General features: G+C 47.4%; 10 protein-coding genes, 1 tRNA gene and 1 riboswitch. Of the genes, 8 read left to right on the top strand and 3 right to left on the bottom strand.

Annotated elements, in window-relative coordinates; translation table 11 throughout:
* Positions 1-112 precede the first annotated feature (112 nt).
* Together GRF59_RS19470 and GRF59_RS19465 are read right to left on the bottom strand one after the other, a co-directional pair.
* Complete coding sequence (locus tag GRF59_RS19470; RefSeq protein ID WP_160499381.1) at positions 113-1,144, bottom strand: ribonucleotide-diphosphate reductase subunit beta; 1,032 nt, start codon at positions 1,142-1,144, stop codon at positions 113-115.
* A 410-nt stretch (positions 1,145-1,554) separates the two neighbouring features.
* Complete coding sequence (locus GRF59_RS19465) at positions 1,555-3,888, bottom strand: ribonucleoside-diphosphate reductase subunit alpha (RefSeq protein ID WP_160499380.1); 2,334 nt, start codon at positions 3,886-3,888, stop codon at positions 1,555-1,557.
* A 248-nt stretch (positions 3,889-4,136) separates the two neighbouring features.
* A riboswitch (cobalamin riboswitch) is annotated at positions 4,137-4,357 on the bottom strand.
* Positions 4,358-4,655: 298 nt separating this feature from the next.
* Between GRF59_RS19465 and GRF59_RS19460 the strand changes: the two genes are divergently transcribed.
* Positions 4,656-4,958, top strand: coding sequence for an MTH1187 family thiamine-binding protein (locus GRF59_RS19460; RefSeq protein WP_160499379.1), 303 nt, complete (start codon positions 4,656-4,658; stop codon positions 4,956-4,958).
* Between the two features lie 92 nt (positions 4,959-5,050).
* A tRNA-Thr gene (locus GRF59_RS19455) sits at positions 5,051-5,122 on the top strand.
* 99 nt (positions 5,123-5,221) lie between these two features.
* Here the strand turns inward: GRF59_RS19455 and GRF59_RS19450 are convergent.
* Positions 5,222-6,709: a spore germination protein gene (locus tag GRF59_RS19450; RefSeq protein WP_160499378.1), complete on the bottom strand. Its 1,488-nt coding sequence runs from the start codon at positions 6,707-6,709 to the stop codon at positions 5,222-5,224.
* 599 nt (positions 6,710-7,308) lie between these two features.
* Here GRF59_RS19450 and GRF59_RS19445 point away from each other — a divergent pair.
* The 6 genes from GRF59_RS19445 to GRF59_RS19415 all read left to right on the top strand — a co-directional run bounded on the left by GRF59_RS19445 (position 7,309) and on the right by GRF59_RS19415 (position 13,328).
* Complete coding sequence (locus GRF59_RS19445) at positions 7,309-7,674, top strand: hypothetical protein (RefSeq protein WP_160499377.1); 366 nt, start codon at positions 7,309-7,311, stop codon at positions 7,672-7,674.
* Between the two features lie 48 nt (positions 7,675-7,722).
* Positions 7,723-8,940 (top strand): exo-alpha-sialidase, encoded by a 1,218-nt coding sequence (locus tag GRF59_RS19440; RefSeq protein WP_160499376.1) that lies wholly within the window; start codon positions 7,723-7,725, stop codon positions 8,938-8,940.
* 499 nt (positions 8,941-9,439) lie between these two features.
* Entirely contained in the window at positions 9,440-9,652 is a 213-nt protein-coding gene (locus GRF59_RS19430; RefSeq protein ID WP_160499375.1) for a hypothetical protein, read from the top strand.
* A gap of 198 nt (positions 9,653-9,850) precedes the next feature.
* Positions 9,851-10,147: a YolD-like family protein gene (locus tag GRF59_RS19425; protein ID WP_160499374.1), complete on the top strand. Its 297-nt coding sequence runs from the start codon at positions 9,851-9,853 to the stop codon at positions 10,145-10,147.
* Positions 10,148-10,397: 250 nt separating this feature from the next.
* Positions 10,398-11,273 carry a DUF4097 family beta strand repeat-containing protein gene (locus GRF59_RS19420; protein ID WP_160499373.1) on the top strand — a complete coding sequence of 292 codons (876 nt, stop codon included), beginning with the start codon at positions 10,398-10,400 and terminating at the stop codon, positions 11,271-11,273.
* A gap of 600 nt (positions 11,274-11,873) precedes the next feature.
* The gene (locus GRF59_RS19415) at positions 11,874-13,328 is read left to right on the top strand and encodes a SulP family inorganic anion transporter (protein ID WP_237391925.1); all 1,455 of its coding nucleotides are present in this window, start codon (positions 11,874-11,876) and stop codon (positions 13,326-13,328) included.
* Positions 13,329-13,333 lie beyond the last annotated feature (5 nt).

Below are 13,333 nucleotides of genomic sequence, written 5' to 3'. Positions count from 1 at the left end.
AGGCGGGGCAGCTCCGTTCGGTCCTTCTGGCCCAACTACAACAAAGCACCTGTGATCTAGGAAGATCACAGGTGCTTTTGAATGAGAACGGGAAATATATGATTTCGGTTTCTTACAGATCGTCAAATCCGTTGTCGTCGCCGACTTTACCGTAGTTGCGGGACTTGGCTTCGAAGAAGTCGGTTTTGGTGGCGTTCAGCGCTTCATCGGAGAACGGACGGATCCAAGGCATGCAGTTGGAGTCGACGCCTTCGTATCCTTTTTCCAGACCCATCAATTTCAGACGCTTGTTGGCGATGTATTTGATGTAGTCAGACAGCTCGTTCAAGTCGATGCCGCGGTTGTTGCTGAGCGTATAATGCGCCCAGTTCGTTTCGAGCTCAACCGCGCGGTCGATGGTGCGGTAGACGTAGTCCATGTTTTCCGGCGTGTTCAGCTCAGGGAAGTCCTTCAGCAGCTGTTTGAACACTTCGGCGAAGAAGTAGCAATGCTGATTCTCGTCGCGTTGAATGTACGAAATCATCTGGCTGGTTGCCATCATCTTCTGGTCGCGTGCCAGGTTGTAGAAGAAGGCGAAGGTACTGTAGAAGAAAATACCCTCCAGAATCAGGTCAGCCACAAGCGCGCGGAAGAAGGTCTGCGGCGATTGCTCATCGCGGAATTCCTGATAAATTTCGGAGATGAAACGGTTGCGGTCAAGAAGAACCGGATCATGCTTCCAGTATTCGAAGATCTCTTTTTGTTCCTGCTCCGACACGATGGAAGAAAGCACGTACGAATACGATTGGTTATGGACAACCTCTTGTTGTCCGATAATCGCCGAGATGGCTTCCAGAGAGGAGTCCGTGAAGTAACGTTTTACGTCGCCGACAAACATCGTTTGCATGGAATCCAGAACCGCGAGCAGAGAGATATTAATCTTGAAAGTGCGCTGCTCTTCCGCGTCGAGAAGAGGAAACTGCTGCGCGTCTTTGGACATCGGAATTTCATCCGCAATCCAGTGGTTGAGCAAAAGAACCTTGTACAATTTATACATATGAGGCATGCGGATATCGTTCCAGTTCAGGATACCTGAGCATTCGCCTTCGATAATTTTTGTAGATTGGTTTGGCGCTTCGGTATTGAAAATTTTCTGTAATTGCACCGTCCGTTCACTCCTTAATGGTTAAGTTGTAAAAGCATCTATATCAACATCGGCATGATGTTGTGATCGTATGAGGATATTGCTATCTGTTTGTAATGTTTTACTGGTTCTATTTGTTAAGATTCGTGTTTTGAAAAAAACAAGCCGAGGCCGACCGCATTTTGCGAAGCAAAACAGGGAGGCCTGGCGTAGTTATTGTTTTTATTGCAAGTAAAATTACAGCGTGTCCCGTAGCGATGTTGCAAAGCAACAAGCGGGGGACGAAAGCGCTCCTAGCACGTCGTCACTTGCAAGCACTATATACCCTATCTCCACCAAACTTTCGGGTGTCCAGAGGGCAGAGCCCTCGGGGCCCTCCCTTAGTAAGGGAGGGTTTGGGAGGGATGGAAAAAAAGAATTTTTCTTAAACTTTACGATGCGCAAGACTCACATTCCTCAATCGTCAGCGCGCGGCTGCGCACATAGTACGTCGATTTGATGCCGGCACTCCAGGCATGCAGGTGCAGCTCAAGGAAATCAGATGCACGGATGTCCGGACGAACGTACAGGTTGAAACTTTGTCCCTGGTCAACGTGACGCTGGCGGGCCGAAGCCATCTTGATGGACCAGTTCTGATCAATCATGAAGGCCGTTTTATAGTACCAAATCGTCTTCTCGGACAGATCCGGAGCCGGATTGGCGATTTTGTATGTTGTTTTCTCTTCGTAAGACAGCAGATCATAGAGCGGATCGATACTTGCGGTAGAACCGGCAATGATCGAAGTCGAGCCGTTTGGCGCGATGGCGAACAGCCAAGCGTTGCGGACGCCGTTCTTTTGAACTTCCTGCTGAAGTTCTTTCCACTGCTCGGTCGTCACGAATTTGCCAACATGCTCGCCGTCTACATAACCGCGGCTGGTGAAGTAAGCGCCGCTTTCCCAATCAGAGCCCTCGAATTTCGCGTAACGGCCCTTTTCCTTGGCCAGCTCCATGCTGGAGCGGACGAGCAGGTAGTTAATTTTTTCGTACAGGTTATCGTTATATTCCACGGCTGCGTCGGACTCCCAGCGGATACCTTCGAGTGCGAGGAGGTGATGCAGTCCGAACGTACCCAGACCCACAGCGCGGTATTGGCTGTTCGTGTATTGAGCTTGAAGCACTTCGATATTGTTGATATCGATGACGTTGTCCAGCATGCGTACTTGGATCGGAATCAGACGCTCAAGCACGTCTGCCGGCACAGCGCGCGCCAGATGGATGGAGTTCAGGTTGCACACCACGAAATCGCCAGGAATTTTGGAGATCACGATGCGGGTCTGTCCGTCCTTCGTCACGAGCTCTTCTTTTTCCACCACGGTTGCGGACTGGTTCTGCATGATTTCCGTACACAGGTTGGAGGAATACACCATACCATGTGCTCTGTTCGGATTCGAACGGTTCACCGTGTCGCGGTAGAACATGTAAGGCGTACCGGTCTCGAGTTGGGACTTCATGACGCGCTTCATAATGTCGATGGCAGGCACGGTGATGCGGGAGAGCAGCGGATGGGCAACGGCTTCAGCATATTTTTCGCGGAATTCGCCTTGTCCAACAGTCTCATCATAGAAATCCTCAAGGCCGAGCGGCGTACCTTTTTCATCCTTCCAGCCCATTACTTTTTTCACTTCATGCGGACAGAAGAGGTTCCACTCGTGACGCTCTTGAACAGCCTCCATGAACAAGTCAGGAATACATACGCCGTGGAACACGTCATGCGCTCTCATGCGTTCGTCACCGTTGTTCAGCTTGAGATCCAGGAAGGCCAGGATGTCTTTATGGAACACATCCAGATAAACGGCAACCGCACCTTTGCGCGTTCCGAGCTGGTCAACGCTGACCGCGGTGTTGTTCAGCTGGCGGATCCAAGGAATGACGCCGGAGCTGGTATTTTTATGGCCACGGATATCCGATCCGCGGGCACGAACCTTGCCAAGGTAAACGCCGATGCCGCCGCCCATTTTACTGAGACGCGCAACGTCGGTGTTGGAATCGAAGATACCTTCGAGCGAGTCGTCCACGGTATCGATAAAGCAGCTGGAAAGCTGTCCGGCAACCTTTTTACCGGCATTGGACATCGTCGGAGTTGCTGCAGTCATATAAATGTTGCTCATGGCCCAGTAGGCTTCTTTGACAAGTTCCATCCGTTTCTCGGCTGGTTCGGTGTGCATCAGGTACATGGCAATGATCATATAACGTTCCTGAGGAAGTTCCATGACACGACCGTCGAAATCACGGGCGAGGTAGCGGTCGGACAAGGTGAGAAGACCTATGTAGTCAAACAACAAGTCACGGCTATGATCGATGCATTTTCCAAGCTCTTCAATCTGTTCTTTGGTGTAGCATTCCAGAAGCTCTTCCCGGTAGATGCCTTTTTGCACCAGCTCGGAAATGAGAGGATAGAGGGCACCATATGGTTCATCAGGGTATGCTTTATAGCGGCGGTTGTACGCTGCTTTTTTATATAAAGAAGTCAGTAGGGAGCGGGCTGCTGCGAATTTCCAGGCCGGCTCCTCCTTCGTTACAAGCTCAAGTGCCGACATCGTAAAAGCATTGCTGATTTCATCGCCGGTAACTTCCTCCCGGCGCAGTTTGCTGGTTACACCGCGAAGCAGGCGTTCCTTATCCAGCGTCTCCAATCCTTCCAGAACGCGGTCCGCGTAAACGGAGAGACGGATTTCATCGAAAGCCAGCTGACGATTGTTCGGTTTGGTCACGAGCTGAGGCATGTGCAGTTCTCCTTTCAAAAATGAGATAATATGGGTGAAATAAGTAAAATAAAACGATTGGAGAGCAAACGCTCTTTTTGAGGAGGTGCCGATGCCATATAAAAAGCATTTCCGGCGACCTTTCCTATTGTGAGGCCGAAAATGCTGCATGCCATTCTTATAGGCCCTAAAAATGGGCGCAAAAGAATATATCTACACACTATATGTAGACATGTTCATGACAACACGTTTCCTATTCCTCGTAGGTATTTTGTGCAACGAAACAGGCAGGTCTCCTGACTCCCGGAGCTTATATTGGCGCCTTCCCGTAAGGCTATGCTTACAGTGGCATCTGCCGATTTTTGCCGAAGCTGAAATCCTTCCGGCTGTCCGGTTACAGTGGCGGGACCGTGACGGATTTACACCGTTCTTCCCTATTAGGAACCATGGGCTGTTTGAAGCCTGATTCACCCGTCTCTACTATATTTGGTTATTGCTTTATTAATTTAACCCAATATGTTGTGTTTGTAAACACAAAAATCAAAAAGACAAGCAAGATGAATTATAGCAGAGAAGCGGTCTATTTGCTACTATGAGGGTGAAGGGATGGACCCGAAAAATGTCCGAAAATGCCCCTTTAAGGGCAAAAAAGCAGATGTGGCGCGATAAAAAAAATTTTTGGTGAAGACTTGGGACTTTGCTATCTTTTCCGTAGTTGGATACAATAAGGAAAGAGTCCGCAGAAGATCACGGGATTGTCTAAATATAGGGGATAGGGAGGAAAAAACATGGCAATTGCAGAAGTCACGGTCATTCCGATCGGAACAGCGACGACAAGTCTAAGCGCCTATGTGGCGGATATGCAGAGGGTGCTGGCATCCCAGCAGGGAATCAGCTATCAGCTGACTTCGATGAGTACGATCATTGAGGGACCGCTGGAAGAGGTATGGAAGGCTATTTCAGCATTGCATGACGCACCTTTCATGTCGGGAGCGCAGCGGGTGTCCACTTCCGTCAAAATCGATGATAGACGCGATAAAGCAGCTTCCAGTGAGCAGAAACTGCAATCGGTGCGGTCGAAGCTGCAATAAGTTCCAATGGGACAAGTATTGCATTTTGAAATGAAAGTTGTATAATAGTTTTTGTTTCGTTGGTTGCATCTAAATGAAATGATTTGTTTTAAGCTGGTGTAGCTCAGGGGTAGAGCAACGCACTCGTAATGCGTAGGCCGGGGGTTCAATTCCCTTCACCAGCATCTTTCAAAAGCCTTACAGGGCGCGGTATTCCGAGTTTCGGAAGCCGCGTCTTTTTTGTTGAAGAGGCCATGGAGACTTAGTTTTGCTCCATTTTATGGTCATGAAGGATTCTCTCCATGATGATCGGAATCAACAGTTTTTAGTGACGTAGGTCTTTTTTTGAGTGATTTCCATGGAACCCGTAATAAGGATTCTAAAATATCCTTGGGAAGCATCGGTGATAACGGGGCCAAATATGGGATTCCAAAGGTCCGGAGTCTTGAAATATAGACCAACAGAAGAATGATCCCGAGAATCAAGCCGTACATACCCAAGAAGGAGGAAACAAAAAACAGACCAAATCGGATGGTACTGGCGACAGAGCTCAAGGTTTGATTCACCAGCGTTGCCCCCGCAACTGCTGTGATAGATCCGACGACAACGGAAGAGGGGGAAACAAATCCAGAACGGATAGCAGCATCGCCAATGATTAATCCACCAATGACCGTCAATGTTTGACCAATGGATTTTGGAAGCCTGACGCCAGCCTCCCTGAATATTTCCAGTAGGACAAGCAGGAGAAATAACTCCATTTGGGCCGAAAGAGGAAGCCCGAGTCTGGCCGTTGCTATGGTTGCCATAAGCCGAAATGGAATTTGATCCTGATGGAAAGCGGCCAATGCAACCCAGAAGGAAGGCAGAATGATGGACAACAGCAAACTTAAGCCGCGGATCAGTCTTACAAAAGAAACATAGATATAGTTGAAGTGAACATCCTCTGGAGATTTCATCAGGAGCGAGAGCGTCCCGGGTCCGATTAATACCATCGGGTTACCATCGATGATCATAACAAAACGGCCGCTTAAGAGGCAGGTCATTACATAATCCGGGCGTCCCGTAAAATCCAGAAGTGGAAAGAGTGAATATTTCGAATCGGCAAGCAGTTCCTCCAACTGGTTGATGGAATACAGACCGTCGATATCAATCTTCGAAAGACGCTTTCGCACCTCATCCAGGATTTCGGGTGAGATGATATCGTCAAAATACATCAAGGCCACTTTGGTGCGGGTACGTTTGCCCAGGATCGATTCTTCGCAGCACAGCGAATTGCTTCTTACCCGTTTACGAATAAGGGCTATATTCGTGACGTAATCCTCGGTAAAACCGTCCTTTGGACCTTTAATGGATATTTCAACGCTTGACTCCTCAGGAGAACGCTTGGGAATGCTACTGATATCCATGGAATACAGATCGTTGTTATGAGGAAAGAACAATACAAGTTCGCCTTGATATACCATATCCTCTAATGCCTGATCGGTTATGGGACTTTTAAATTGAACGAGTGGAAGTTTGCCGTACATCACGTCACCCTGTTGTGAAGAATAACCAGTATCATGATACATCTCTTCAAGCTCAGGCAGAACAACGAGACTTATTTTACTGGAATCGGCAAGCCCGGTGGTATAGATCAACACAACATCTGATGCGGGTTCATCCTTTTTTATACGGTATTTTCTGATGACAACATCGGAACTTTTGATAAACAGCTTTTTTATTTTCTGAAGTGTCCAGAGTGTACTTTCTGCATGGGCAACGTTTGAGGCCACGATAAAGCCCTCCTTTCTTATATTAGAGCAATAGTGACGCAAGCTACGTAATGGGAAAATCAAAGTTGAATATTCAAAAACATTCAGACGACTACCAGAAAACCATCATTTGTATTTTGACTTTCCTCATCCAAAATTATGTAAAAAATTAAAATGCAATCGGCTAACGATCTGCGGCCATAACCTATGATCGATCAGAGACAGACACGGCACGGCTTTGTCAGATGATCAACACATACCTGAAAGAGATCAAGACTGATTTTTGGGTCCTCTGGAGACGAATATGTTTCTAACATCTTTTTCTAACGGATCTTCTAACCACATGCCAATATCTGAAAGCATCTATAGCATCTTAAATTAAAGCGCGGTGTCCGATATAATCGGAGGCCGCGTATTTTTATATTTGCAAACCGATTCCAACCCGTATATTCCAATCGGCGGAATCCTATCAGAAGCAGATTATTCTCATTAGTATTGTGCCGAATGGTAGGCTGATTCTTCATGTTTCGGATTTGTTCGCTTTGCTGTTGAAATGGTCCACACAACAAGGAAGAGGGGCTCATATGGTAATAAAAAAAGAATAGAAAGGTTGTGAGTTCATGGCGACAACAACAGGCATCATTACGAATACGGGAACGAGCCCTGCATCGACTCTTGTCATTAACATTAGCAATGATAACCTTAGCTTTTCATCCAACGTGGTTTATCACGTCTATGTATGGAATAGCTTGGTGAGCAAGTCACTGGTATATTCCAATTCACTGACGGTCAATGCCAATACTGCACAAATTCTTAGTTTCAATATCGCTGGCAATACTTCTTACGAAGTTCAATTTCTGGTTACAGGCACGGTTCCAACAGATACAGTCATCACGGTATTCGGAACGGATTCATCCGGGAACGTCATTCCTCATCAAAAAGTGCTGAATACACAACTCACCCAAATTGCCCAGCTCAACCCATAAGTGATGAAAACCGCAGCTTTCTAAAATATAGCAACAAGGGAGGTTACCATGGTCAACATACAAATCTCGCCAAGTTCAAGTGCTCAGTTTGAGCCAACCATTGCGGTGAATTGGCTCAATCCCTCGGTCATGGTGGCAGTAGCGGTGGATCTCAGTGCAGGACCGCCGAATATCGGCTTGTACAAGTCAATTGATGCAGGAGCAACATGGAGCACGACGTTACTCCCGTTACCAGCCGGGTTCGCGGGTATCGAGGCGCCTCATATTGATTACTTTTTTCCCAATTCATTTGTTGTATTAGCCCATGCTTTTGATTCGGATGGACTCAGCGGTTCGATCGTCTCCTACACCTCTAACGATAATGCTTCTTCATTTGCTCCTCCGGTGATTGTTAACCAGGGATTTGGACAGTTTGTCAATGATGACCAGGTGGTGGTTGTCGCCGATAAGGCCGGATCGAGCCCTTTTTTTGGAAACATCTACACCGGTTATACCCATGATTACAACACGCAATTTATACCGGGAAATACGATATTCTTTAATCGTTCTATAGACGGGGGGGACACTTACATGAGCCCCAGTCTGCTGTCTTCGATCGCTGATTTTGAAGAGTTTCCAGGCATCGCCGTCACATTAAACGGCATCCTTGTTGTAGGTTGGATAACCCAAAACCCCCAAAGAAACGAATTTAATATACGTACGTCACTTGATGGGGGGGTAACATTCCAGACTGAAACCATGGTCTCCCCGGTAGTTTCGCCTCCCTCGCCGCTACCCGGATATCAATTCAGATGTCTGACGTATCCTACCATGGCAGCGGACATCTCGAACGCACCAGCATCACAAGGCAATGTTTATTCCGTGTGGCAGGACTTTCGGCAAGGTTACTCCGATATCTTCATCGCAATCTCCACGAATTTCGGCGTGGACTGGGGTGCACCGATGCCTATTACGGGCAGTCCGGTAGGATCCCAGAGTTTCTTCCCGGTTATTACCGTTTCCCCAACGGATGGAGCGGTGTTTGTTTCCTATTACACCAACCGACTGAATCCGCCTGATATTGACGTTTATCTTGCTACGTCCAGGGATGGAGGAAACACGTTTACTAACACCCGCATTACGACAACCTCATTTAACGTCACAGGCCTTCCTCTCATTGGCGACTACATTGGAAATGCGATTGTCCCACAGACTGGACGTCTTGTAACCGCTTGGGCAGATACGCGAACAGGAACTTTAAATATTTGGTTTGGTGATAATCAATAATTTACTTGCAGCAGCAATGAGGATGGGTTCGATCTCAACAGATTCCGGATCGCAGCTAGAGATTACGTAAAGACGCATGCGCGGAGTGGGATTATAGAGCATTCATACGAAGCGCGGTTCATGATGAAATGGACTGTGCTTTTTTTATGAATAGAAACGTCAAATTCCTGGAACAGTTCGCAAGTTGATGACTTTCACATCCTGTATAATAGCTGCATGAGGTGATGAAAATGATCGTTGTGAGTTCCTGCCTTGCGGGGATGGAAGTCAGATATAACGGGACGCACTGTATGCAGGATGTGATCCGTAGATGGGGCGGAGCGGGTCATTAAAGAAGCAAAAGAAGAGTGGATCAATACATACCGGTCTATTTCATGATAGCAGAATGCATTGATTGTGGTTAAGTAAGATTGCCCTCCCTCCAATCCGTGTAAATAAGAAATAAAGGAATGGGGTATACTTCCTTGAAGTGACAAGCCAATTTTTGGAGGTGCAAGCCATGAGCGACAGCAGTGTTACGATTCATTTTGTGGGCGGAGAGTCATTAAACATCATTACGGACGACATTCCGGGTGTTATCGCAATGCTTAAAGGCGAAGAGTGGGTTGAACTGAGCGAGCACCATGTGAAGACATCAAGTATTTCCTTTTTCAGCGTATATGACCCGGGCTTTAACAAAAACAGTGAGAGAACCGTACCGGAACGAGGTTGAAGCTTCGCACGCAATCATTGGAAAGATATCGAATGACAAATGCGCGGTCCACGCTAAAGTGGGCTGCGCTTTTTTCGTCAAAGGGACGAAAGGGTACCACTTTTTGTGCAGTAGGGCTTTTTTCACATTGCCAAAAGAGCAGGAGTTGGAGTATAATAAGAACACTTGTTCTTGAAAATGTAATGGGAGATGATAATTTTGAACAGACAGCATCTATCCCCTTTGATGGCTTCGGATATAGCAGGAAAGATTGTCGGTACGGATGCAGCCGTACAACAGAAAGGCACGCCGGATTGGCCTTTGATGGAACGCGAGCTTTCCCTGTCGCTTGAAAAGCATGTCAAAATTCGTTTGACGGTGGATACTCCGCATGGAACCAGCCAGCTTCGAGGCTTCGTGACGGTGATTAATACATATTTGAAGGAAATTAAGCTGCGGGAGGAAGACGACTGGCAGTGGATCAGGTTTGAAGACATCAGGTCCGTGCAGACATAAGGATACGAAGGGAGCTCCCGATTCAAGATGGGAACCTTACATGGAAGCACTATAAAATAGATCCTCGCTAAATCCTGCCATGGGCGTAAGTCATCCGCATCTGCTTCCTGGACCAAGGTCCAGTATCAAACTGGTCTTCGGCTAGGTGTGGAAATATCCCCCAATCGTATAATAGATAATATACATAATCAGCGATATAAGAGGATTAAAGAAAACTCGGTTTATACGATTTGGAGGGTAAAGGAAGAATATGGGGATATCGTACAAATGGATCGGAGCCGGAACGATGCTTTCAGCTATACTCCTTTCAGGTTGTGATTTGGTGAATGATGCCGCGCAGGCTGTCAGGCAGGACGCGCAAGAGGTGGCATTTGCCGCCGGGAATACGGTGGTGGGAACCGTCAATGACTTCGCTGAACATTTGACACAAGATGGGGAGCGGATCGAATTGAGTTCACAGCGCGATATCGGTTCGGAAGCGGTGCTTCAGATCGACCATAAGGTAGGTAACATCAAGATCGTGCAAGGAACGGGGAACTCGGTATCGGTGAAGACAACCATCTGGTTTCTAAATGAAAAATCGTACATGAAAATAGCGGAAAATGCCGAAACTTCATTGGTATCTCGAAACGGCAAGCTGGAAATTGTAACGAATGCCAAGGGCCATTCAGACCGTGACCTGTGGGATTGGAGTCAGTCCAAATATGGATACTCCGAATTTAAGATTGACTATGAAGTGGAGGTTCCGGCAGCGATCACCGGCTTTGAGATTGCTAATAATGTTGGCGAAGTAACGATGGACCAACTTAAAGGTTCCTATCAGGTTGAGAATAATGTCGGGAAAATCGTAGTGAATGGAGCAAGCATCATGGGCAAATCTAGCATCAAGTCGGATGCTGGAAGCTTGCAGCTTAACATTAAAGATGCGGAGAAAGGCAGCAGCCTCAAAGCTAACACCAATGTGGGCAGCATACATGCCAGTCTGGAGGAAACGCTTGCCTGCTCACTGAAGCTGGATAGCGACCTTGGCATTATTTCTGGCGCACCCAGAGGCAAGAGCGACCTCAACGGCAGTGGGCCGCTCATCACGCTGTCTTCCTCGGTTGGGTCCATCTCCGTCGAGTAAGTCAGCAGAATGATCCATTCAGTCATCCTGCTAGTTATATCAAACCCGTTCTCTGTTATTGTATAGGAACAAACCCCTGATCGCGTAAGATCAGGGGTTTTTGATCTAGAGGTAACCCTTCAAACGCAAAAACCTGCGGATGAGCGGGCCGCAGGTTTTTTGCCGAGCGAGGGGAATGTTGGGTGAAGCAAGTGGTAGGCGGAGAAACGAAAATGTTATATATCATCTTCGTTTCTATTAATATATTCAGGTGGCATAAGATGTTTCGTGATAGAAACAACGGGAGAATCGCTCATTTCTATGGATGCATCGGTAATGGGATGAGCTGGAGAAGTCATCATGCAGTCTTTCAGCTGCAAAGGCGGGAAGATCTTTTTGAAAAGATGATCAAAAGAGAGATAGAACAAGCATAGAGGCGATAGGATTAATTTGAAGCGTTTACATGACGTTTTGTTAATGCTCCTTTTCATGCTTATAATGAAAAAAGTGAAAAATCGGACCCGGCAAACCTGAGAGTGGGGCGCCATGAGCAGGACATTCATCGTAAGGGAAAGACGAGCGGACGTTTTTAAACCAAACATCATTGGAGGGGTTATTTCTTTGGTTTTAGATTGGATCAAGCAAGGCTTCTTAAGTAATGTCAGAAAAGATATTTTATCCGGGCTAACCGTTGCGTTCGCGCTGATTCCGGAGGCAATTGCATTTTCGCTGATGGCCGGGGTGGACCCGATGGTGGGACTGTATGCTTCATTTCTGATCGCGGTTTCGATCTCCTTCTTCGGAGGGCGTCCGGGAATGATTTCGGCGGCGACTGGCGCTATGGCTTCCCTGATGGGACCGATAGTAGCAAAGTACGGGATAGAGTATCTGTTTGCAACGACCGTATTAACGGGGATATTGCAGTGGTTCATGGGGGCGCTGAAATTTGGCCGATTCATCAGCTTCGTTCCACAACCGGTCATTGTGGGTTTCGTTAATGCGCTGGCAATCGTGATTTTCATGGCACAGCTGCCGAATTTCGTGGATGCAACCTGGATGATGTACCTGATGGTTGCCGGAACGCTGCTTATTATCTATCTGTTCCCGCTATTGACCAAGGCGGTGCCTTCTGCGCTGATGGCGATTATCATCATGACGATTGTCTCGGTACTGACGCATGCCGATGTCAAAACGGTAGGGGATATGGGAGCCATTACCCAGACCTTGCCTTCATTCCATGTTCCATCCGTGTCATTATCCTTTAATATGATTCTGACCGTTCTGCCTTATGCACTGGCCTTGGCTGTGGTAGGGATGACGGAATCGCTGCTCACGGCCAATCTGGTGGATGAGCTGACGGATACAGGAAGCAACAAGAACCGTGAAATTAAAGGACAAGGTATTGCCAATATCATCACCGGCTTCTTTGGCGGGATGGCAGGATGCGCCATGATCGGACAGACCGTTATTAATGTGAAATCCGGCGGACGCTCCCGGCTCTCCACGTTTGTGGCAGGCGTGTTCCTGCTGTTCTTGATTATCGTCCTGGGCAGTGTGGTGAAAGTCATTCCCATGGCTGCGCTTGTTGGCGTGATGGTCATGGTATCGGTGGGTACCTTCGATTGGCATTCTTTACGGACACTCAACAAGGTACCTCTGGGAGATACCGTGGTCATGGTTGTTACGGTTGCCATTGTGGTAGCCACATCCAATCTGGCTTTGGGCGTCGTTACGGGCGTGATCCTGAGTGCTCTCCGGTTCGGATGGAAGATGGCCCGGATTCATGCTTCGGCGGTGGTAAGCGAAGAAGGTATCAAGGTGTACGGCATTGAAGGACAACTGTTCTTTGGGACAATGTCGCATTTCATTCAGTTGTTTGATTATCAGAATGACCCGGAGCGAATCCTGATCGATTTCAGCCGCTCTCATTTATGGGATCAATCGGCAACCAATGCTCTTTCCAAAGTGGTGGGCAAGTATGAAGCTTTGGGAAAACGAGTCATGGTAGCTGGAATAAACAAGGAAAGCCAGCATATCATGGATAAAATCGGCCTTTCCATCGATTCATCCCATTAATATTT

This window comes from Paenibacillus dendrobii (genome assembly GCF_009807035.1).
Classification (GTDB): Bacteria; Bacillota; Bacilli; order Paenibacillales; family Paenibacillaceae; genus Paenibacillus_AQ; species Paenibacillus_AQ dendrobii.
The sequence above is the reverse complement of the archived record's forward strand: the minus strand, read 5'-3'. Positions and strand labels throughout refer to the sequence as shown.